This is a genomic window from Paenibacillus sp. GL_099_B, from assembly GCF_057835695.1.
Genome location: NZ_CM174430.1, coordinates 2,528,778 through 2,551,963, shown reverse-complemented (window position 1 = coordinate 2,551,963; position 23,186 = coordinate 2,528,778). Strand labels below are relative to the sequence as shown.

Genomic DNA, 23,186 nt, shown 5'->3' with positions numbered 1-23,186 from the left:
AGAACCGCCTCCTCTTTAATGAGGAGCGGTTCTTCTGCAATTTCTATGGGTTTATAAAAGTTAACAAATCAGTTCAATATCGTACTATTGCTAGTTGAACAAGGCACGAATAAAGCCTTGCTCATCCTCTGTTGCGGCTATAAGCGGAAGGCGTACAGATCCGACGTTCAGACCGCGCAATGTCAGAGCGTATTTCACCGCTACAGGGTTCGGTAAAGGCTGCGGGCACTCGAATAGACCTTTGAACACCGGAAACAGCTTCTGATGTATCTGAGTTGCCTGTACAGGTGCACCACCGAAGTAGGAATCAATCATTTGTTTCATCTCAGCGCCTACCACATGGCTAGCAACACTAACGATCCCGTAAGCACCTACAGCAATGGCTGGCAAGCCAGAAGCATCGTCACCGGAATACACCCTGAAATGTCCCGGTGCACCCGCAGCAATCTGCGTGACTTGCTCCAACGATACACATTCCTTCGTAGCTACAATGTTAGGAATCTGTGCCAAACGAAGCGTTGTTGCAGCCGAAAGGCTGGCTGCAGTACGTCCAGGAACGTTATACAACATAATCGGCAGTTTCGTCGCGTTCGCGATCGCTTCAAAGTGTCTAAACATTCCCTCTTGACTTGGTTTGTTGTAATAAGGAACAACCAGCAAAACACCATCTACACCAGCACGTTCAGCGTCCTGTGTCAGATGGATTGAATGAGCGGTGTTATTGCTACCCGTTCCGGCAATGATTTTGCACCGTCCAGCCGCATGTTTTACTGCGAATTCGAATAGTTCTACTTTTTCTTTGTCGCTAAGCGTAGGAGATTCTCCAGTTGTTCCTGAAATAACGAGCGTCTCTGACTTTTGATCTTCAATCAAATAGTCTATCAGACGTGCAGTTTCCTCCCAATGGATCCCCCCTTGTTCGTTGAACGGAGTGACCATTGCTGTAATCAATCTTCCAAAGTCCAATTCGATTCCTCCTTCAAAACAGGTCCGGCTCCGCTGACTTCAAAGTACTACAAGTGAAGTTCGAATGAGGCGTGAAGTGCCCTCAGAGCTTGAACCATATCTTCTTTTTTCACAAGTACCCAAATCGTTGTATTGGAATCTGCAGATTGCAGGATCTGGATGTCCGCCAGTGTCAAGGATTCCACGATCCGTGCCATAATACCTGGCACTCCGTTGATACCTCCGCCGATGACGGAAACTTTGGCACATCCCGAAAGACTTTGCGGTTTAAGACCAATTTCCTGCAGTACCTGTATAGCTTTCTCGGAATCACTATCGAAAACGGTATAGACAACTCCCAGGGGGGTAACATTAATAAAATCTACGCTAATCGAATTTTCAGCCATCGTTTTGAACACTTTTAGCTGCAAACGATCTGCACCGCCCGGCACTTCCACCGTTATTTGCGTAACATTACTTACATAGGCAATCCCTGTTACATATCGGTCGACAATGCCTGTCTGCACATCCTGGAATCCTTCTGGATGCGTTACCAGCGTCCCTTCACTATCTGCAAAAGTAGACCGTACACGCACTGGAATCTGGGATTGCATCGCAATCTCGACTGCACGTGGGTGAATTACCTTGGCTCCTTGATGGGCCATATTACATATCTCGGCATAACTTACAACAGTCAACGGACGAGCGTCCTCCACGATACGTGGATCTGCTGTCAGTATCCCATTTACATCCGTGTATATGTCCACCATCTCAGCGTGTAATGCTGCACCAAGGGCTGTGGCTGACGTATCACTTCCTCCACGACCAAGTGTCGTAAAGTCACCATTCTCGGTCTGCCCCTGGAAACCTGTAACAATAACAACACGCCCACTCTGAAGCTGCTCCAGCACACGAACAGGACGGACATCCAAAATTCGGGCATTCCCGAAATTGTCGTCCGTCACAAAACCTGCTTGTGCACCGGTCAGCACTGTAGTTGGAATGCCTTCATGTTCGAGCAGACTGCTCAAAGTCGTCGCAGATATAATTTCACCACAGCACAGCAGTAAATCCTTTTCGCGTGCAGATAGTGCATTTCCGTTCTGTGCAGCCCAGTCCAGTAACGTATCAGTAGCATAAGGCTCGCCGCGGCGACCCATCGCTGACACAACAATGACCAGACTCAATCCTGCTTCAAGTTCACGTTTAACATGACGGAGCACATGCTCTCTCGCCTGAACGGTAGAGAGAGACGTACCTCCGAATTTTTGTACCATGATGCGCATCTTTATTCCTCCATTTGTGTACGCAAGAAGACTGGACACGGGTCAATCAACAAATGGATCACCCTAGGGAGCGTTCCGATGCGATAATTTCAGCATTTTATACGGCATTTCATGCCGCTCCTCATCAATGATTGTGTGAAACAATCCCATATGAAGGCCGCGGTTGTTATCGAGATCATGACGCACACGTTCCCCGTGCACTGATCCCGCTTGCCTGACCTAATCGTTGCAAGCAGGAATTCCCTTTTAATGAAAGGAACGTGGACACAGGTAGCTGTTTATGCCAGCATAACGTCCCTCATGATTTTCTTTGTCTCTCGAACCATCATCATTTCTTCAAGCGAATAACCGTTATCCCCGTAACTAAGTCTGTACAGAACCATGTCTATAACAAACTAATGTTACGGCGGACCCAAGAACTATCAAGCCTGTGCAGAGCGCTGCACAATCATTGGCTGTAACTGTTTGCCTTCAAGCGCACTCCAGCATGCCTCCGGAATGAGCTCCATTTTGGCCACTAACGAGTTCGGTTTTTTCACTGGATCATCCTGCCCAAATGGCACAAAATACAGATATTTGGCCACCAGCAGTTTGGCGATGTTCGCAGCATTCAACCCAAGGCCGTCATTGGTGGAAATGGCGAGTACCAGCGGACGCTGATTTCGCATCTGGGCTTTGGCTGCCATTAAAACCGGACTGTCCGTCATCGCGTTAGCCAGCTTACTCGTCGTGTTGCCTGTGCATGGAGCAATTACGAGCACATCGAGCAACTTGGAAGGACCTAACGGCTCTGCCTCAACAATTGTAGAAATGATATCATTCCCCGTTATATCTTTCAACTGTTTTTGCCAATTTTGCGCGGTCCCGAAGCGTGTATCCGTAGTCAGAACCGAATTGGAAATAATCGGGACAACATTGGCACCTTCGGCCACGAAGCGGCTAATCACCGGCATAACCTCTTCAAACGTACAATGAGAACCTGTAATTGCGTAACCTACCGTTTTTCCCTGCCAGTTCATTGTTCAACCTCCCGTGCGTTTTGTTCTTCCAAAAGCAAACGGATTAACACGTCGGCAATAATGCCGCCAGCCGTTTTGGGAGCAACAATGCCGGGGAGGCCAGGCGCAAGTAGCGCTTTGATACCGCGTTTTTCGGCATATCTGAAATCACAGCCGCCAGGAGCGGATGCGAGGTCGATAATGACTGCTTTTTGCGGCATTTTGGACAGGATTTGTGCTGTGATCATCATAGTCGGTATCGTATTAAAAAGCAAGTCAACTTCCCCGGTTTGAGCGGCCAAATCCGTTGTCATGAAAGGCTTCCAGCCCATTATTACTGCTCGAGCAGCATCCTCTTCGCGCCTGATTCCCACCCTTACATTTGCCCCAAGTCCCTGAAGCGTTTTGGCCATTGTGAAACCTGTTCGACCCAAGCCAAGCACAATGCATTCCGAGCCGTGGATCGTGAAGTCCGTCTCCCGAATCGCCATGGCAATGGCGCCTTCGGCTGTCGGAATGGAGTTGTAGAGCGCGATGTCATCACGATCGAGTACTTCAACAAGCCGTAGACCATTTTCCCGGCACAAATCACGTAAAAAAGGCTTCGCCATACCCGTGAATACAATACAATGCTCCGGCAATGCCGCAATATGTTCCTTTTTCAGAAAAATCGGTGTATCACTGAACGAAGTGCTCACTTTCCCCTGATCATCACACCCAACCACAGGAAGCACCAGCACATCTGCCGAAGCAAATACATCGTCCTCCAATTCCTGGTGTTCGATACCCGGAATGGAACGCTCCAGCTTGTCGAAGCCCACCACACTTACCGTAGCATCCAGCTCTGCGCATTTTTGAATGACTTCAAGCTGCCGCGCATCTCCGCCCAGGACTATAATCCGGACACCGGTCAGCATCGGGACGTCACTCCTTTCACCACATGTATGCCTTATCGTATGCAGTGGCCCACAGGGGGGTGAAACATTAAAATTGAAGCATGCAAAGAAAACATTGTCTCTATTGTCTCTATCGTTAAAAAAAGAAAAAGAGCCGCCCCCCTCGGGGACGACTCTTCGAGAACATGCTCAGTAAAGCAAACTGTGAAGCTCTAATTACAGAGGATGCTCCTATTTACAGCTTGGTTTCGAATCCTTTATTTCCCGGTATGACCGAATCCGCCTTCTCCACGTACAGTTTCCGACAGTTCAGCTACCTCTGTTAATTCAACTGCTGGAACCGTTTGAAAGACGATTTGGGCAATACGCTCCCCACGTACAATCGTGAATGGCTCCTGACCCAGATTGATCAGAAGGACCTTAACTTCCCCGCGATAATCGGCATCAATGGTGCCCGGTGTGTTCAGACACGTAATCCCATGTTTGAAAGCCAGACCGCTACGAGGGCGAACCTGTGCCTCCAATCCAGCTGGCATAGCCATCGCGAGTCCCGTAGGAATCAACGTACGCTGTCCCGGCTGCAATACAACCTCTTCTTGTAATGCCGCAACTACATCAAAGCCGGAGGCCAGCTCTGACATTTTTTGAGGCAACTTAATATCTTCATTGCCCGGTAACTTTTGAATTTGAACGTAATGCAACAAAATCATCCCTTCTTAATCCAGCGATCGTACGATCCGAAGCACCGACCATAGCGAGCGCAAATGGCTCGGCAAACATCAGGTCCAGCACAGCATCGACATCGTCCATCGTTACTTCTTCAATTTTGGCAATCATTTCGTCCAGCGTGTGGTGTCTGCCCAGCATCAGCTCGTTTTTGCCCAGACGGTTCATGCGGCTGCCCGTGCTTTCCAAACTGAGGATCAAACTGCCTTTCAGCTGTTCTTTTCCTTTGCGCAGCTCATCTTCTGACAATCCATTTACAGCCAGATCGTTCAGAACCTCTTTGGTCAGATCCAGAACTTCTTTCGTCTGTTTCGGCGCTGTACCTGCATAGATGGTGAAGAGTCCACTATCCGCATGGGAACTATGATACGAATAAACGGAATAAGCAAGGCCACGTTTCTCCCGAATTTCCTGGAACAGTCTGGAGCTCATACCTCCGCCAATCGCATTATTCAGCACGACCATCGCGAACTGAAGCGGATCTCCGATCTTACATCCCGGGAACGAGATACAGATATGATTCTGTTCCGTTTTCTTTTTGTGAAAGAGTTGTCCGCTCTGGAATGCAGGCAGCGTGACTTGTTCAGATACACCATTGACATCAAAAGCACCAAAATGCTTTTCCATCAAATCGATCACACTGTCATCAATATTCCCTGCAATACTAATAACGGTATTCTCAATCGTATAGTGCTCCTTCATATATGCACGCAGATGGCTGGAGTCCATCGCCTTGAGACGCTCTTCAGTACCCAGAATTGGGTAAGCGAGCGGATGCTCACCATAGGCGGCCAAAGCCATAAGATCATGCACCATGTCATCCGGCGTATCCTCATACATCGATATTTCTTCCAGAATGACGTTTTTCTCCTTAAGCAGTTCACCATCATCCATTTTAGAGCGGAAGAACATATCGGATAACACATCGACAGCTATTGGCAGATGTTCATCCAATACTTTGGCGTAATAACAAGTGTATTCTTTCGAAGTGAACGCATTCACGTTACCACCAATGGCATCGAATTGCTCCGCAATCGCTTTGGCATCATAACGATCCGTTCCTTTGAACAGCATGTGCTCAATAAAGTGTGACACTCCGTTGCTTGCAGGCTGCTCATTGCGAGAACCTGTCTTGACCCATATTCCAAATGACACGGAACGACAGGTCGGAATCTGTTCCATGACAACTCTGAGGCCATTGCCCAGCTGAATTTTTTTCACGGTTGGCCCTCCTACATCTCTATAATTGCCTGGATTTCAACGCGAAATTGAAATCGACATTTGGTTCCAACTGTTTGATAGTAACAAAAAAACATCATTCACTCAACCGCTGATCCCTTCACGCGCTCGGATGACAACGTTTCGCTAACGGTTCCAAGCGTCAAACCCTTGGCCCGTATGGAATCAATCATTCCTTTTAAAGCTCCTGAAGAAGCAGCCGTAGGGTGCATCAGAATTAATGTACCGGCTTCTACGTTTTTTGCGATCTTGGCTACAACAGAAGCAGAACTTGGTTTGCGCCAATCCACCGTATCCAGTGTCCAAAGTACCGTTTGAAGTCCCATGCCGGAAGCAATGTCAACTGTTTGTTGATTAAAATCACCGGAAGGTGGAGCAAACCAGTGGTTCTCCACACCCAATTTTTCTTTGAGCAGGTCCTGGGTTTTGCTGATTTCCAGCTTGGCTCGCTCCGTACTCAACCGACTCATATTCGGATGTGAGTATGCATGATTTGATAACTCATGTCCACGCTTTTGGATTTCCTTGGCCAGTTCCTCGTTTTTGCTCAACCAGCTTCCATCCAGAAAAAAAGTAGCTTTGACTTTTTCGGCGTCAAGCGTATCTAGCATCGGGATAATGAATTCATTGCCCCACGCTACATTAATCATGAAAGACACCATTGGTTTCTCGGCATTCCCCCGGTAAATCGGGTGTGCACCCAAATCTTTAAGCTGGATTTCAGGTACAGTTTGCCGATAGACATACGCTATCTTAGTATTCAGCGTGCCACCAAGTGCTTTGCGATACGTGGCTTCCACATCAATTTCTATTCCGTTATACCCGGGTATCGCTTTCCAGACCCGATCCACTCTGGCATTTACCGGAGCGATTTTCGTTTCGACCGCTTTATCCCGGATCGCCGACAACAGCTGATCTTCTCCGGTTGCCTCTTTGAACATATCAAATGCATTTTGCGTGCCTGGCCCATCACGGATTTCCGTAATGTATGTACGTACACTGCCCACTTGTCCGACCAGTATGACAGCTGCCATACCTACCAGAACAGCCGCCAGCTTTTTGGATTGGTTTCCCACAGCTCCATCCTCCCGCCGTCTTTGTCCCCATCATATGAGGACAAGTGCAAGAATATGAATAAAACAAGCTGTTCATGTAAAGTATCTTCAAAGCTGGATTCAGAGGCCTTATGGGTAGACAATCGATTTCATATAGGTATTTAAACGTTAAAAAAAGAGCCAGAAATTCACATTCTGTCTCTTCATTCAATCTATCTTTTCAAAAAAACGATGGCACGCAACCTATGATTGAGCTGGAGCTTCAGCAGTCAATACGGCTTTGCGGGACAAGTTGATACGGCCTTGTGGGTCAATTTCCGTTACTTTTACTGTAATGGAATCACCAATGGCAACAACATCTTCCACTTTAGCGACACGCTCTGTGGACAATTGTGAGATGTGTACCAGACCTTCTTTGTTCGGCAGCACTTCAACGAATGCACCAAACTTCTCAACACGTTTTACTTTACCTACATAAATCTCGCCGACCAGTACTTCACGTACGATGCCTTCGATAATCGATTTGGCTTTATCATTCATCTCTTGGTTGGAAGAAGCGATAAAGACACGTCCATCTTGTTCAATATCAATTTTAACACCGGTTTCCTCGATGATTTTATTGATAATTTTACCACCTGCACCGATAACATCACGGATTTTGTCCGGATTGATATGCATGGTTGTAATTTTAGGTGCATATTGTGACAACTGCTCACGTGGAGTTTTCATCACTTCGGTCATTTTGCTCAAGATGTGCATACGACCTTCTTTGGCTTGAGCCAATGCTTCGGACAAAATTTGACGATCAATACCATCAATTTTGATATCCATTTGAATAGCTGTTACACCATCAGGTGTTCCTGCTACTTTGAAGTCCATGTCACCAAGGTGATCTTCCATACCTTGAATATCACTCAGGATAGATACATGATCTCCGTCTTTGATCAGACCCATAGCTACACCCGCAACTGGAGCTTTGATTGGTACACCTGCATCCATCATAGCCAATGTGCTGGCACAGATACTTGCCTGGGAAGTTGAACCGTTGGATTCCAATACTTCGGATACCAGACGAATCGTGTATGGGAAGTCTGTTTCGGAAGGAATTACTTTGGAAAGAGCACGCTCACCCAGAGCACCATGTCCGATTTCACGACGGCCTGGAGCACGCAATGGACGAGCTTCACCTACGCTGAACGGCGGGAAGTTGTAGTGATGCATGAAACGTTTCGTTTCTTCAAGACTGATTCCGTCCAAAATTTGAACATCACCCAGTGCACCAAGTGTACAAATGCTGAGCGCCTGTGTTTGCCCACGAGTGAACAGACCTGAACCGTGAGTACGTGGTAGCAGGGAAGTATCACATTCAATTGGGCGGATCTCAGCGAGTCCACGTCCATCCGGACGAACTTTATCATGTGTGATAAGACGGCGCACTTCTTCTTTGACGATATCGTGCAGCACTTCTTTCACATCTTTGAGCAGTTCTGGAGTCTCAATATACTTCTCTTCAAAGTGAGCAACGGTTTCGTCATTCACGAGATCGATTGCATCCTGACGCGCATGTTTCTCAGCGATTTTAACAGCTTCAACCAGACGAGCACTGGCGAACTCACGTACACTGCTGTTAACTTCAGCATTAACGGCATGCAATTTCACAGCCATTTTTTCTTTACCAGCCACTTGTACGAGCTGTTCAATTACTGCAACAATATTTTTGATCTCATCATGTCCGAACATGATTGCTTCCAGCATTACTTCTTCCGGAACTTCGTTCGCTTCCGCTTCAACCATCATGATGGCATCTTTGGTTCCTGCAACAACGAGCTCAATCTCACTTACTTCAAGCTGTGCAATCGTTGGGTTAATGATGAACTGGCCATCAATACGTCCAACTTTTACGCCACCAATCGGTCCGCTAAATGGAACATCCGAAATGCTCAGTGCAGCCGATGTACCGATCATGGCAGCAATTTGCGGTTCGCAGTCCTGATCCACACTCATAACGATATTCAGAACTTGTACATCATTACGGAAACCTTCCGGGAACAAAGGACGAATCGGACGGTCTGTCAAACGGCTCGAAAGAATCGCTTTCTCACTTGGTCTGCCTTCACGTTTAATAAATCCACCTGGGATTTTACCTACGGCATACAATCTTTCTTCATAGTTTACCGTTAATGGGAAAAAGTCCAGATCTTTAGGCTCATTTGATGCTGTTACGGTACACAATACAACGGTATCCCCGTACGTTACCTTAACGGCAGCATTAGCCTGCTTGGCCAAACGCCCTGTTTCAAGCGTAAGCGTTCTTCCACCAAGCTGCATTTCAACACGCTGTTCCATGAAATCCCTCCTTTTATTCGTTCCTAACACAATGGATTCTGCATTTTCACAGTATTTCCTGCTTGTCCTGCATTCATTAACTCCACAGCAACATGCTCACTTGCAAAACAAAAGCTCCTTGCGGAGCCAGCAGCTACAAATATATGGCAACATGTTCATCTACAAAACAACCCGGCTGTAAGCTCCGCTTGTCCTTTTAGACAAAGGAATGACGGATAACAGCCAGGTTGATTTTGAAAACATGTACGATAATTAACGACGCAATCCGAGTTTTTCGATCAGTGCGCTGTAACGTTTAACATCTTTGTTTTTCACGTAAGCCAAAAGCTTACGACGTTGACCTACCATTTTCAAAAGTCCACGACGTGAGTGGTGGTCTTTCTTGTGCGTACGCAAGTGGTCTGTCAAACTTCTGATGTTTTCCGTAAGGATAGCAACTTGCACCTCAGGTGATCCAGTATCGGACTCATGAGTTTTGTGCTCGTCGATCAGTTGTTGTTTACGTTCTTGAGTCAATGCCATCCTATTCACCTCCTTCATTATAATCGCCATTAGCCTCGTCACCGCCGGTGAGAGCAAGTAACCAAGCCAAGGTTATGTGTTGCCTCAAACGACAACGTAGTACATTATATCATAGTTGCCCAGACAAAGTAAATGTAAACCTATATTTTATCCTGAGACTTAAGATAACAGGCGGGCAGCGGTTAATGCATCTTCACGAATCTGACTGATCAAGGCATCAATCGAGTCAAATTTTCGTTCTGCACGAATGTAGTGAACGAGATCAACCTTTAATTCCTGGTCATATATCTGCCCATCAAAATCAAGCAAGTGCACCTCAAACGTAGGTTTCATCCCGTTTTCGTGAAAGGTAGGTTTCACACCAAGGTTCATGACGCCACGCAGTTCCTGCTCCCCATACTGCACACGAACAGCGTAAACGCCTTTCGCTGGCGTAACATAATGATCCGTAAGTTCAAGGTTAGCGGTAGGAAAACCAATGGTCCGTCCACGTTTCTCCCCATGAATTACGGTTCCCCTGATGCTGTAAGGTCGTCCGATCCATTGACTGGCTTCGTCGATTTCTCCACGCTTCAACAGGCCACGAATGAGAGAACTGCTTACCTTCTCACCATTTAACAGGAATGGAGGCACAGTCTCCACCGTCATTTCGCCTTCTCCCAATGTGCGAAGAAGCTGCTCATCCCCTGCTCCCTTGTGACCGAAGCGGAAGTCAAAACCAACTACCGCTGTTCGAGTCTGAAGCGGGAGCAGCAGATCATGTGCGAATTGCTGCGGCGTCAACCTTGAGAACTCCTCATTGAATTCGACCACGTAGAGCACGTCTACACCCATGCCTGCCAGGATGTCTTCTTTATCTCTCAAGGGAGTTAGATAACCCTCGTAATCCCCTTTGCGCATAACTTCCTTCGGATGAGGATGAAAGGTCATCACCGCTGCCTGCATGCCCGTTTCGCGTGCAATGCGGACAGCTGACAAAATGACACTTGCATGTCCGAGATGCAGCCCGTCAAATTGACCGATCGCGAGCACTTGGGGATGTGTGCCCTGAACAGCCGATTGTAACGTCTGCGGATAGGTTAGCATTACGGTTTTCACAATCATTCACCTGCATTTCACTTGATAGGCCAGGCTTGAGTACCACCACTCAAACCAGGAACCTCTTTATTCCGGCAAAAAGACTTTAACAGCTCTCACCGTTGCTTTCAATTCATCCCGCTCAAATATCCCCAGAAACGTCCCATCCTGATCATATAACCGCAGTAGACCCGGTTGCTCTGCAGGCGGTTCGAGCAAACGCGCCGACAATTTCTGGCCCTGAAGTGCTCCCTTGGTCTGATCCGCACCCACCGTATGTGCCGGAATGGAAGCGATGGCTTCATCAACCGGAATCAACACCTCGGCTAACGTTCCATCGATCATGCGTTGTTCCACTTCTTCGAAATGAAGGCAATGATCAGCAGAAATCCCTGCCGATATCGTGCGTTCCAAGTGTAGCATTGTGGACGGATATCCCAATTTTCTACCGATATCCACACATAACGTTCGAATATATGTCCCTTTGGAACATAAAGCACGGAACGATATATCCGTAGAGTCGCCTTGATTCTCAATTCCTGTCAATTCCAGCTCATAGATCGTAACTTCACGACTCTTGCGCTCTACCGTTTTGCCTTCACGAGCAAGCTCGTAGAGTCGCTTTCCATCCACTTTAACCGCAGAGTACATAGGCGGAACCTGTGAGATGGTGCCCAGGAATTGCTCCAGCACCTGCTGAACCTGTTCCTGTGTCACCTCAACAGCCGTCTCCGACCGCTCAATAACTTCACCCGTCATATCCTCCGTGTCAGTAGACAGACCCAGTCGTAGCGTTGCCAGGTACTCCTTGGGAAGCTCCTGCATGTACTCTACCACACGTGTTGCCCGTCCAAGGCAGAGCGGAAGTACACCAGTAACTTGCGGGTCCAATGTGCCTGTATGACCAATACGTTTCATTTTGAGAATGCGACGCATTTTGGCCACAACATCATGAGAAGTAAATCCCGCTGGTTTGTACACCGGAAGTACGCCTTCAAATGGTTTTACCATTGAGCATTCACCTGCTTCAGCACTAGTTCGACAATATCTTCCAACTTACCCTCAACGCGACATCCAGCTGCGAGTACATGACCGCCTCCACCAAAGTTCTGTGCAAGCGAAGCAACATCAACCTTGCCAGCTGACCGAAGAGATACCTTCACCGCATTGTCATTGATCACTTTAAAAAAGATGCCCACTTCCACACCTAGAATGTTACGCGGGTAATTGACTACCCCTTCAAGATCTTCATTGGCCGCACCACAAGCGATCATATCTTCTGGTGTAATGACTACCCAAGCAATCTTGCCATCGTCAGTCATTTGCAGACTTGAGAGTGCCTGATTCAATATACGGACTTGGGGAAGCGTAACCTGCTCAAGCAAAATCTGTGCGAGATAAGGTCCATCCACACCATGTTCAAGCAATTTGGATGCGGTGGTCATCACATTAGGACTCGTATTGGCATAGCGGAATCCACCTGTGTCTGTTAACAATCCCGTGTAGACTGCTGTAGCCACATCCTTGTTCCATTTCACTGGGAAAAGGTTGAGGAAATCAAACAGAATTTCAGCCGTTGCTGCAGCGTCTGGCTTAATGATGTTTACTGTTCCATACGCGTCATTGGTCGGATGATGATCAATATTTAAAATGACAGCATCTTCTTCGAAATAATGACGAGTCAGGCCTACTCTGGAAAAGTCTGCACAATCCACACAGATTATCGCTTTGTATTTCCGCGCCGGTGGTTGTTCGGTCATGTTCACGATCTTACCAGCTTCCCACAGAAAATTCATGCGTTGTGGAATTTCACCTTCATTAATCATCGTGAATGTCTTGCCCAGACATGACAGCAGCCAGCCCACCGTTACCGTCGAGCTGACTGCGTCACCGTCCGGCTGTACATGCGACACGACCAGGTAATCATCATGCTCCAGCAGAAATTGCTTTCCGTCCTGAAGCGCCTGTTCATAAGTGTGCATTGCCGTCTCCTTTATTCTGTTACTCGGATTCGTTCTTGTCGGTACCGATATCACCAAGCAGCTTCTCAATTCGGCTGCCATATGCAATAGATTCGTCAATCTTGAATATCAACTCGGGAACATGTCGAAAACGGATACGCTTGCCCAGTTCTGAACGCAAAAATCCATTTGCTTTTGCCAGCGCTTTAAGCGAGTTATCCTTTTGTTCCTGTTCACCGAAGACACTCAGATAAACCTTGGCTTGCGACAAGTCGCCTGTCACTTCGACTCCCGTTACGGTAATAAAGCCGATACGAGGATCTTTCAGTTCAGACTGGATGAGCAGACTTAATTCTTTCTTGATCTGCTCGCCCACTCTACCTGTACGAATCTTAGCCATTGTTGTTCACCTCATGCTTCCTTGCTTATCGTTGTACTGTCTCCATAATGAAGGCTTCGATAATGTCGCCTTCTTTGAGATCATTGTATTTATCCAGCGTGATACCGCACTCGTAACCTTGGGCTACTTCTTTGGCATCATCTTTGTAACGTTTCAGGGAATCCAGCTTGCCTTCGTAAAGGACGATGCCATCACGAATCAGACGTGCTTCCGCGGAACGCGTAATTTTACCCGAGGTAACCATACATCCAGCAATGGTGCCGACTTTACTGATGGAGAACGTGCTACGAACTTCAGCATGACCGATTACTTTTTCTTTGTAAATCGGATCAAGCATACCTTTCATTGCTTGTTCAATTTCTTCGATAACACTGTAGATAACGCGATGCAGACGAATGTCTACTTGCTCTTGATCTGCAGTCGCTTTCGCCTGGTTATCAGGACGAACGTTGAAACCAATCACGATGGCATTGGATGCTGCAGCCAAAATGATGTCGGACTCTGTGATTGCACCAGCGCCGCTATGAATGATTTTCACGCGTACACCTTCAACTTCGATCTTCGCAAGGGAACCTTTTAATGCTTCAACCGAACCTTGTACGTCACCTTTGATGATTACGTTCAGATCTTTGATTTCGCCGTCTTTGATGTGTTGGAACAGATCATCCAGTGTCACACGTGTGTTTGTACCCAGATCGGATTCACGTTGTGTGATGGCACGTTTGTCAGCGATAGAACGCGCTTTGCGCTCATCTTCAAACACCATAAATGGATCTCCCGCACCTGGAACTTCAGTCAGACCGGTAATTTCTACTGGTGTTGAAGGTCCAGCTTCTTTTAAACGACGACCTTTGTCATTCACCATCGCACGTACGCGACCGAAGCAGTTACCTGCAACAAATGCATCTCCGACTTTCAGTGTACCGTGCTGAACGAGGATACGAGCAACTGGGCCACGTCCTTTATCCAGCTCGGCTTCAATCACTGTACCGCGAGCTCGTTTGTCCGGGTTTGCTTTGTATTCGTTTACTTCTGCAACGAGCAGGATCATTTCAAGCAGACCTTCCAGACCCATTCTTTGTTTCGCTGAAACGTTAACAAAGATGGTGTCTCCGCCCCACTCTTCCGGAACGAGTTCATAGTTGGTCAATTCTTGTTTAACTTTATCCGGATCTGCACCCGGCTTGTCAATTTTGTTGACAGCTACGATAATTGGCAGCCCAGCAGCTTTGGCATGGTTAATCGCCTCAACCGTTTGTGGCATAACACCGTCATCTGCAGCTACAACAATAATCGTCATATCCGTAACCTGTGCTCCCCGTGCACGCATGGCGGTAAACGCTTCGTGACCCGGAGTATCGAGGAACGTAATTTTTTTGTTATTGATTTCAACTTGATACGCACCGATGTGCTGCGTGATTCCGCCTGCTTCTCCGCCGGTTACATTCGTGGAACGGATCGCATCGAGCAATGTTGTTTTACCGTGGTCAACGTGACCCATGATCGTTACAACTGGAGGACGGGATTGCAATTCTGCAGGATCATCATTTTCTTCCAGTGTTTCGAAACGGTCATCTTCAAGCACGATTTTCACTTCAACCTCAACACCGAATTCACCCGAAAGCAGAAGGATCGTTTCGATATCAAGCTCTTGGTTAATCGTTGCCATAACACCCATGGCAATGAGTTTTTTGATAACTTCGGAAGCATCTTTATGGAGCAGCTTCGCTGTTTCACCAACAGTCATGTCACCACGTACGATGATTTTCTTAGGTGTGTTATCAATTTTCTCACGTTGTTGGTACTGTTGTTGATTTCTGTTGCGATTGTTCTTGCCACCACGATTACCGCGGAAGTTGCCGCCACGGTTGTCGTCATAACGACGTCCACCGCCACCGCTGTTCGAACGGTTGCCGCTATTGTTGTTGTTGTTGTTGCCGGAATTACCTTGGCCGCCTCTGCGTTGGCCTTGTCCTGAGCTCTGTCCTTGGCCACCAGTACGGTTGCCGCCAGTGCCAGTGTTGCCACCGCTGTTCGGGCCTGCACTTCTTGCTTGACCGCCACCGCTGTTCGATGGACGTTGTCCCGTACTTTGCGGACGGGATGCTGTACTACTTTGTCCACCTTGAGCTGGTCTTGGACGATTACTTGATTGTCCTCCTTGGCTTGAGCCTTGGGAAGAGTTCGTTCTGTTGCGGCTGTCTTGGCCGCTAGGTCTTTGGGAGCCATTGTTATTGTTGGAATTTGGTCTATTGTTCATACCTACCTGCTTTTCCTGTTGTATTTTTGTTTGTACGGGACTACCGGATGGGTTGCTGCTATTCGGCGTGTTCACTCCGCCGGCCGGCTTGTTGCTGTCCACTGTTTTGTCACTGCGCACTGACGAAGTAGCAACGGATTTTGCTTCGTTACTTTGTTTGGAAGCGGCAGTGGATTTTATATCTTTAAAAAATTGTTCCACCTTACCGACTGAACCATTCTCCATGACACTCATATGATTGTTTACGGGAATATCCAGCTTTTTAAGAATGGTTATAATTTCTTTACTACTCATATTAAGGGACTTCGCATATTCATAAACTCGCAATTTATCCTTGTTTTCCTGTTTACTCAATATACTCCACCTCCGACATTATACCGACTTGCTTGGAGATCATTTTTGCAAACCCTCGATCCGTTACTGCAAGAACAACCCGCGTTTCTTTACCGATACTTGAACCCAGACTATCCCGGTCAAATCCGATCACCAGTGGAACTTTATATGTCCCGCATTTGTCGCGAAATTTCTTTTGTGTATTGGCCGAGGCGTCACCCGCAACAATAACCATTTTAGCTTCGGAAGAACGGATCGCTTTAAGTACAATTTCTTCACCTGTCACAAGTTTGCCTGCACGCATGGAGAGTCCCAGATAAGACAATGTTTTATTATTCATCATGTTCACGCTCCTGTGCTGCTATGAATTCGTCCTCTACCGCAACGAAATCAGCTGCCAATTGCTCATAAATTTCCGGTGAGACTTTGCCCTTTAGCGCCCGATCCAAAGACCGGTTTTTGAGTGCAAGCTTAAAACAGGACTCTTTGCCGCATAAATAAGCACCACGTCCGGACTTTTTGCCAGTCAAATCGATCAGCACTTCATCCTCTGGCGTTTTAACGATACGGATCAGCTGCTTTTTGGGCATCATTTCCTGACACGCCACACATTTGCGCAGCGGTACTTTTTTGGTTTTCATACGTTAGCGCCCCCCGTGCTTTACTTTAGTCGACGGAGACGGAATCTTGGTGCATTTCCAAAGAAGAATCTTTCTCTCTGCCGAATTCCTGTTCCGCCTGGCTCTCGCTCTTAATGTCGATTTTCCAGCCGGTCAGTTTGGCTGCCAATCGGGCATTTTGGCCTTTGATCCCAATGGCGAGGGACAGCTGATAGTCAGGAACAATAACCCGAGCCATCTTTTCTTCCTCGAATACTTGAACTTCCAATACTTTGGAAGGACTAAGTGCATTAGCCACATATTCGTCTACCTGATCGGAGAAACGAACGATGTCAATTTTTTCACCGCGCAGCTCACCCACAATGGTCTGCACGCGGATTCCCTTAGGACCTACACATGATCCAACCGGATCAACTTCCTCATTGCGGGAATGAACAGCAATCTTGGAGCGGAAGCCCGCTTCACGTGCGACGGAGCGAATCTCAACCACACCATCGAAAATTTCAGGTACTTCCAGTTCAAAGAGACGTTTCAACAAGCCCGGATGTGTACGGGACAAAATGATTTGCGGCCCTTTGGTCGTATTCTCGACCTTGGTGATGTACGCTTTAATACGGTCACCATGAACAAACTTCTCGTTCGGCATCAATTCGGTCAGCGGCAATGCCGCTTCGATTTTGCCCAGATCGATGTAGATATTGCGCAAATCCTGACGCTGCACCACTCCCGTAACGATATCTTCTTCCTTATCAACGAAAGCGTTGTAGATCAGGCCGCGTTCGGCTTCACGAATCCGCTGGGTCACTACCTGTTTGGCAGTTTGTGCGGCGATACGTCCGAAATCACGCGGCGTAACTTCAATCTCCGCAATATCTTCCAGCTGGAAGTGTGGGTTGATCTCTCGTGCAGCAGGCAATGAAATTTCGGTACGTGAATCCAGGACTTCTTCCACGATCAATTTGCGGGCATACACCCGGATAACACCCGTATTGCGGTTCATGTCAACACGCACATTCTGGGCGGTGTTGAAATTACGCTTGTAGCTGGAGATGAGTGCTGCCTCGATCGCTTCAAACAGCACATCTTTGCTGATCCCTTTTTCCCGCTCCAATTCATTCATTGCTTCAATAAAATCCATACTCATGAATGTTGATCCCCCTTTCAAACATGGCATCTCATACGTAAAACGGCGAAAGGCTCTAGACTCATGAGCACCTTGCCGTTATCGTGAGATGTGTCTTTTTTCATTAATAAGTGAACAAGGCACTTAAAACAGAATGGCCAGGCGCGCACTCGCAACCTTGTCATAAAGAATGGCATGCTGTTTCTTGCCTGCTTCGATCACAAGTTCCCCGTCATCAAAGGAAAGCAGCTTGCCTTCAAATTCCTTTATTCCATTTACCGGCTCGTAGGTTGTAACAAATACATTTTTACCTACGGATTTGGAAACGTCCTCTGGTTTTTTCAGTGGACGCTCCGCACCGGGAGAAGACACTTCAAGGAAATAGATGGTCGGAATCGGATCGTTCTCATCCAGCTTGGCGCTTAGCTTTTCGCTGATCAAGACACAATCATCGATGTCGATGCCACCCTCTTTGTCGACATACACCCGTAAAAACCAGTTGCTGCCTTCTTTGACGTATTCGATGTCAACCAGCTCGAAGCCTTGTTCGTTCAAGTAGGGTTGGATCATTTCTTCCACGGTAGATTTAATGTTCGTTGTGCTCAAAACCGATAACCTCCAACTTAGGTTACACCAGCAAATAATGACTGGCAATTTCTTCATTACCCAAGATTCTTGTATACCAAAGACTAAAGAGTGGGTTTCCCCACTCTTTAGAAATTCGTACTATCTCGTTCACTTCAAAAATTATAACATAGTCTGGTAATAGTGACAAGTAAGCGATCACTCAGCCATTTTAACCACTAATGAAGAAAAATTTACGTAATCACATCACAGACCATAAATGGATACTCAAAATGCCATTTTAGAACAAGGATAATTGATTGCTTTCCGGCAAACCTCGGAAGCATCCCATACCCGTCAGCAATTCAACAATTGTTTTACTTGCTTTGGACTTCTGCTGAAAATCTTCGATCGAAAGGAATTCTCCATGATCTCTTGCCGCAGCGATATTGCGTGCAGCATTATCCCCGATTCCTCCCAGTGCCGAAAACGGAGGAATAAGTGAATTTCCGTCAACGATAAACTTCGTCGCTTCCGAACGATACAGATCAATCGGCTTGAGCGAGAATCCGCGTGCTGCCATTTCCAATGCCATCTCAAGAACAGGCAGCATGTTTTTTTCTTTTGGCGGTGCCTGGAAACCTAATTGTTCGATCTCTACGATCTTGCGATAGATGGGCTCATAGCCCTGACATACCAGTTCAATGTCAAACTCATCCGCACGAACTGTGAAGTATGTCGCGTAGTATTCAATTGGGTGATACAGCTTAAAGAAAGCTGTACGCACTGCCGAGATAACATAAGCGGCCGCGTGGGCCTTCGGAAACATGTACTGGATTTTAAGACAGGAATCAATGTACCATTGCGGCACCTTGCAATTTTTCATCTCATCAATCCATTCTTGCGGCAAACCACGTCCCTTACGCACACTCTCCGTAATTTTAAAGGCAAGACTGGCGTCCATGCCCGCCTTATAAATTAGGAACAACATGATATCATCCCGGCAACCAATCACCGTTTTGATGTTACATGTTCCATTTTTGATAAGATCTTGTGCGTTACCAAGCCATACCCCCGTACCATGAGACAATCCGGAGATCTGGAGTAGATCGGCAAAAGACGAAGGCTGGGATTCGATAAGCATCTGACGTACAAACTTCGTCCCCATCTCTGGTACACCAAAAGTGGCAACTGGTGAACGAATCTGCTCCGGTGTAACACCGAGTGCCTCCGTAGAGTTGAACATGCTCATGACCTTAGGATCATTCATCGGAATGGTCGTTGGATCGATACCCGTCAAATCCTGCAGCATCCGCATCATGGTTGGATCATCGTGCCCCAGAATATCGAGTTTTAGCAAGTTCTCTTCGAAGGCGTGATAGTCAAAGTGTGTTGTTTTCCACTCCGCATTAACGTCATCCGCCGGGAATTGTACAGGCGTTACATCTTCTACTTCAATATAATCCGGTACAACGACAATACCACCGGGATGCTGTCCTGTGCTACGTTTAACCCCGGTACAACCGGAAGCCAAACGGTTCAGCTCAGCCCCACGCCATTTCTTATGATGTTCTTCCTCATATTTCTTGGCAAAACCAAACGCCGTCTTTTCAGCCACCGTACCAATCGTCCCCGCACGGAACACACTTTTTTCGCTGAAAAGCACCTTCGTATAGTTATGGGCATGCGGTTGATAATCACCCGAGAAGTTCAAGTCGATATCGGGAACCTTGTCCCCTTTAAAACCAAGGAAGGTCTCAAACGGAATATCCTGCCCTTCGCCTTTTAATCGGCCCCCACAATCAGGGCATTCTTTCTCAGGAAGGTCAAATCCACTCGGCACACTGCCGTCTAGGAACCACTCACTGTGCTTGCACTCCGGATTCACACAAATATAGTGTGCTGGCAATGGGTTAACCTCGGAAATACCCAGGAAAGTAGCAACTACAGACGAACCAACTGATCCCCTGGAGCCGACAAGGTAGCCATCCTGATTCGACTTTTTAACCAAACGTTCCGAGATCAGATAGTTCGCAGAAAAACCGTATTTGATAATTGGATTCAATTCTTTTTCCAGTCGTGCCACAATTACTTCCGGTAGTTCCTCACCATAAATCGACTTGGCGGTATTATAGCAGGTATTACGGATTTCATCGTCCGCGCCTTCCAGAATCGGAGTGAACAACTTGTCCGGGAACAGTTTGATTTCCTCGAATCGATCCGCCAATTCAACCGTATTCGTAACGACAACTTCGTAGGCTTTATCCTGGCCCAGATACTTGAACTCTTCCAGCATTTCATCCGTCGTTCTTAAGTGAGCATCCGGTTTACGTTGATCTTTGAGCGGGCTGAACCCTGTAATGCCATGAATGGTGATATCCCGATATAGTTTGTCGCGCGGCTCCAGATAATGCACGTTACCTGTGGCTATTACCGGTTTTCCCAATTTTTGACCAATGTCAACAACTTTACGAACAGCGAGCTTCAATTCCTCTGGCGTAGCCACCAGCCCTTTGTCCACCAAATGCATATACATTGTCAGAGGCTGGATTTCCAGAATGTCATAGAAATGCGCTATCTCTTCCGCCTCTTCAAGCGATTTGTTTAGCACAGCCTCGAAAAACTCACCTTTTTCACAACCGGATAAAATAATGAGGCCTTCACGTAAATTGATCAGCTTCGATTTTGGAATACAAGGTACCCGTTTGAAATGCTCCGTATGGGAAAGAGATACCAGTTTATAGAGATTCTTTTTGCCGACATCATTCAAAGCATAGATTCCACAATGGAATGGTCGCGTATTTGAAAGATCAACTCCGACATAATCGTTTAGCCGATCAAGCATTGTCAGGCCTTTCATCTGGGCGGCATCATTAACCAATCCATTTAGTATCCCTGCGAGCGCAATCGTATCATCAATCGCCCGGTGATGGCTTTCCAGTGCTACTTTATATTTATCCGCCAGCGTATTCAGACGGTGATTCTTCATTTTTGGATATAACAACCGTGCCAGTTCCAACGTATCGAGTACAGGGTTCTGAAGCTCAGGCATGCCAAGCTGTTTCAGCGAAGCCTGAATAAAGCCCATATCGAATCGAGCATTATGCGCAACCAATACGCCATCTCCGGCAAACTTTACAAAATCACGGATAACCGGTTCTAGCTCAGGTGCATCCTTCACCATTTCATCGTTAATGTTAGTCAACTGCTGAATGTTATATGGGATGCGCTCATGCGGATTTACAAACGTAGCAAAGCGGTCAATTTCTTTACCGTCCTCTACCTTCACTGCCGCAATTTCGATGATTTTGTTCTGGGTTACAGACAGACCTGTGGTCTCAATATCAAAGACGATATATGTCGCTGATTTGAGTTCCAACGGCTGTGGTGCCAGTACAACAGCAACCGAATCGTTCACCACATTGGCCTCAAGGCCGTAGATCATTTTAATTCCGTTTTTCTTGGCCGCTTTGGACGCCTCCGGATACACCTGCACACCACCATGATCACTTACGGCGATTGCCTTGTGTCCCCATTCCGCTGCAGTCTTTACGTATTTGTCGATCGAAGTTACGGCATCCATTGTACTCATTGTGGAGTGCAGATGGAACTCAACCCGTTTCTCAGCTGCATTATCTTTACGGGATGGCGGTGCCTTTACCTCAACCAAATCTGACGGAATCATGGCAAGTTCCGGTATTTGCATGAACCGATCGTATTCTACACGGCCACGCACTTTCACCCATTTTCCATTTGCCAACAAACTCAAGATTTTGACATCCTCTTTTGTTTTGGCAAACATCTTCATTTGCATGGAATCCGTGAAATCCGTCAGATAAAAAGTAAACAAGGTATTCCCGTTCCGCAATTCCTTGCGATCCAGACCGAAGACCGTTCCCTGCAACGTAACCTTTTTCTCTTCATCTTGAATTTCCTGCATAGGTACAGGTGGTTCCTTGATCTCATATCCCATCTGTAAGCGAACATCGCCCTGATCTTCCTCTTCAGGCATTTCTGAGTCCACTTCACTCATCATTTGTTCGATAACTTGAAGCTCTTCTTCACGCTTCTTGAGCTGGAATTGTTCCATCGCCTCTTTGTTGCTTTCAACCTCACCAACCAGTAATTTGACCCGCAAGGGTAATTGGAAATACTTATCATAAAAAGTGGTTATAGCCTGATCGATCTGCTTCTTCTTCGCGAGCTCCATCGACATTGCATCACTCATGGTCAATTGCAGCAGATCCGCTTCACATTCAAACTTGGTACGATTCATCCAACCATTAACGGATGGAATCTCCCGTGTAACCCACTCAAGGAACAAGTTCCAATACTCACTGACAATATCACCAATCTCGACCTGCTCACTATATTTGAAACCAAACGTAATCTTAGAGATATGATTCATTTTATCCTGGATGTGCAGACAAAATGTACGATAGATTGGAGCAGGAACCAAGGTATCCTTTGCAATCACAATAGTCCAGTCGCGGTTGCTACGACTTGTCTCCACCCGTTCAATCCATCCATCCAAAAAGTAGGGCTCTATTAGGCCAGCCGGAAGCTCCGTCTGTTTCAACAACAACTCAAACCGTTTTCTCTTCTCCTCGAATCCACTCATCGTGTTCCTCCTTGTACCCCCTTAAAACAGGAAAAGCCTCTGCATTCAAAAATGTCCCCGATCCGAACCCGCACCGACTCATTTTATCCGACAGAAGCTCTCCATTCCTTACTCTTACAGTCCGTATGTGCCGTTATATAAATTGAACAAAAAGATATTTACACTTACCACTCCGATAACAGAACAACCTTCCGATCGCTGTTATCCCCAGATT

The 23,186-nt window shown here is 46.9% G+C and carries 19 protein-coding genes; all 19 read right to left on the bottom strand.

Going from position 1 to position 23,186, the window contains the following annotated elements; all coding sequences use genetic code 11:
• Positions 1–90: 90 nt before the first annotated feature.
• Positions 91–966: a 4-hydroxy-tetrahydrodipicolinate synthase gene (gene dapA / locus AC3ITG_RS11905; protein ID WP_489253812.1), complete on the bottom strand. Its 876-nt coding sequence runs from the start codon at positions 964–966 to the stop codon at positions 91–93.
• A 47-nt stretch (positions 967–1,013) separates the two neighbouring features.
• A complete protein-coding gene (gene dapG / locus AC3ITG_RS11900) occupies positions 1,014–2,231 on the bottom strand; it encodes an aspartate kinase (RefSeq protein WP_063566369.1) in 1,218 nt (405 codons plus the stop codon).
• Positions 2,232–2,653: 422 nt separating this feature from the next.
• Entirely contained in the window at positions 2,654–3,250 is a 597-nt protein-coding gene (locus tag AC3ITG_RS11895; protein ID WP_024630269.1) for a dipicolinate synthase subunit B, read from the bottom strand.
• Positions 3,247–4,146, bottom strand: coding sequence for a dipicolinate synthase subunit DpsA (gene dpsA / locus AC3ITG_RS11890; RefSeq protein ID WP_489253811.1), 900 nt, complete (start codon positions 4,144–4,146; stop codon positions 3,247–3,249). The genes AC3ITG_RS11895 and dpsA overlap by 4 nt, the downstream gene beginning before the upstream one ends.
• A 236-nt stretch (positions 4,147–4,382) precedes the next feature.
• Entirely contained in the window at positions 4,383–4,829 is a 447-nt protein-coding gene (dut, locus tag AC3ITG_RS11885; RefSeq protein ID WP_170867769.1) for a dUTP diphosphatase, read from the bottom strand.
• Entirely contained in the window at positions 4,789–6,072 is a 1,284-nt protein-coding gene (locus AC3ITG_RS11880) for a M16 family metallopeptidase (RefSeq protein WP_072732415.1), read from the bottom strand. Before AC3ITG_RS11880 ends, dut begins: the two co-directional genes overlap by 41 nt.
• Before the next feature lie 98 nt (positions 6,073–6,170).
• Complete coding sequence (locus AC3ITG_RS11875; protein ID WP_489253810.1) at positions 6,171–7,166, bottom strand: polysaccharide deacetylase family protein; 996 nt, start codon at positions 7,164–7,166, stop codon at positions 6,171–6,173.
• 222 nt (positions 7,167–7,388) lie between these two features.
• A complete protein-coding gene (gene pnp, locus AC3ITG_RS11870; RefSeq protein ID WP_489253809.1) occupies positions 7,389–9,491 on the bottom strand; it encodes a polyribonucleotide nucleotidyltransferase in 2,103 nt (700 codons plus the stop codon).
• A 252-nt stretch (positions 9,492–9,743) separates the two neighbouring features.
• Complete coding sequence (gene rpsO / locus AC3ITG_RS11865; protein WP_056700672.1) at positions 9,744–10,013, bottom strand: 30S ribosomal protein S15; 270 nt, start codon at positions 10,011–10,013, stop codon at positions 9,744–9,746.
• Positions 10,014–10,172: 159 nt separating this feature from the next.
• The gene (locus AC3ITG_RS11860; protein WP_489253808.1) at positions 10,173–11,111 is read right to left on the bottom strand and encodes a bifunctional riboflavin kinase/FAD synthetase; all 939 of its coding nucleotides are present in this window, start codon (positions 11,109–11,111) and stop codon (positions 10,173–10,175) included.
• Positions 11,112–11,177: 66 nt separating this feature from the next.
• Positions 11,178–12,101 (bottom strand): tRNA pseudouridine(55) synthase TruB, encoded by a 924-nt coding sequence (gene truB, locus AC3ITG_RS11855; protein WP_489253807.1) that lies wholly within the window; start codon positions 12,099–12,101, stop codon positions 11,178–11,180.
• Positions 12,095–13,072: a DHH family phosphoesterase gene (locus tag AC3ITG_RS11850; protein ID WP_489253806.1), complete on the bottom strand. Its 978-nt coding sequence runs from the start codon at positions 13,070–13,072 to the stop codon at positions 12,095–12,097. Before AC3ITG_RS11850 ends, truB begins: the two co-directional genes overlap by 7 nt.
• Positions 13,073–13,091: 19 nt before the next feature.
• Positions 13,092–13,451, bottom strand: coding sequence for a 30S ribosome-binding factor RbfA (rbfA, locus tag AC3ITG_RS11845; protein WP_062326091.1), 360 nt, complete (start codon positions 13,449–13,451; stop codon positions 13,092–13,094).
• A 25-nt stretch (positions 13,452–13,476) separates the two neighbouring features.
• Entirely contained in the window at positions 13,477–16,065 is a 2,589-nt protein-coding gene (gene infB, locus AC3ITG_RS11840; RefSeq protein ID WP_413377534.1) for a translation initiation factor IF-2, read from the bottom strand.
• Entirely contained in the window at positions 16,058–16,387 is a 330-nt protein-coding gene (locus tag AC3ITG_RS11835) for a YlxQ family RNA-binding protein (protein ID WP_029880929.1), read from the bottom strand. Before AC3ITG_RS11835 ends, infB begins: the two co-directional genes overlap by 8 nt.
• Complete coding sequence (gene rnpM, locus AC3ITG_RS11830) at positions 16,377–16,685, bottom strand: RNase P modulator RnpM (protein WP_053783828.1); 309 nt, start codon at positions 16,683–16,685, stop codon at positions 16,377–16,379. Before rnpM ends, AC3ITG_RS11835 begins: the two co-directional genes overlap by 11 nt.
• Before the next feature lie 25 nt (positions 16,686–16,710).
• Positions 16,711–17,808, bottom strand: a complete 1,098-nt coding sequence (nusA, locus tag AC3ITG_RS11825) for a transcription termination factor NusA (RefSeq protein ID WP_489253805.1) — start codon at positions 17,806–17,808, stop codon at positions 16,711–16,713.
• 123 nt (positions 17,809–17,931) lie between these two features.
• Positions 17,932–18,393: a ribosome maturation factor RimP gene (gene rimP, locus AC3ITG_RS11820; protein WP_413377529.1), complete on the bottom strand. Its 462-nt coding sequence runs from the start codon at positions 18,391–18,393 to the stop codon at positions 17,932–17,934.
• Positions 18,394–18,652: 259 nt separating this feature from the next.
• A complete protein-coding gene (locus tag AC3ITG_RS11815; RefSeq protein ID WP_489253804.1) occupies positions 18,653–22,972 on the bottom strand; it encodes a PolC-type DNA polymerase III in 4,320 nt (1,439 codons plus the stop codon).
• Positions 22,973–23,186 lie beyond the last annotated feature (214 nt).

Coding starts and splice junctions, on each gene's coding strand:
- nusA (WP_489253805.1), bottom strand. CDS start 17,808: ATGAGTATGGATTTTATTGAAGCAATGAATGAATTGGAGCGGGAAAAA.
- rbfA (WP_062326091.1), bottom strand. CDS start 13,451: ATGGCTAAGATTCGTACAGGTAGAGTGGGCGAGCAGATCAAGAAAGAA.
- truB (WP_489253807.1), bottom strand. CDS start 12,101: ATGGTAAAACCATTTGAAGGCGTACTTCCGGTGTACAAACCAGCGGGA.
- dpsA (WP_489253811.1), bottom strand. CDS start 4,146: ATGCTGACCGGTGTCCGGATTATAGTCCTGGGCGGAGATGCGCGGCAG.
- pnp (WP_489253809.1), bottom strand. CDS start 9,491: ATGGAACAGCGTGTTGAAATGCAGCTTGGTGGAAGAACGCTTACGCTT.
- AC3ITG_RS11835 (WP_029880929.1), bottom strand. CDS start 16,387: ATGATGAATAATAAAACATTGTCTTATCTGGGACTCTCCATGCGTGCA.
- rpsO (WP_056700672.1), bottom strand. CDS start 10,013: ATGGCATTGACTCAAGAACGTAAACAACAACTGATCGACGAGCACAAA.
- dapG (WP_063566369.1), bottom strand. CDS start 2,231: ATGCGCATCATGGTACAAAAATTCGGAGGTACGTCTCTCTCTACCGTT.
- AC3ITG_RS11815 (WP_489253804.1), bottom strand. CDS start 22,972: ATGAGTGGATTCGAGGAGAAGAGAAAACGGTTTGAGTTGTTGTTGAAA.
- AC3ITG_RS11850 (WP_489253806.1), bottom strand. CDS start 13,072: ATGCACACTTATGAACAGGCGCTTCAGGACGGAAAGCAATTTCTGCTG.
- rnpM (WP_053783828.1), bottom strand. CDS start 16,685: ATGAAAACCAAAAAAGTACCGCTGCGCAAATGTGTGGCGTGTCAGGAA.
- AC3ITG_RS11895 (WP_024630269.1), bottom strand. CDS start 3,250: ATGAACTGGCAGGGAAAAACGGTAGGTTACGCAATTACAGGTTCTCAT.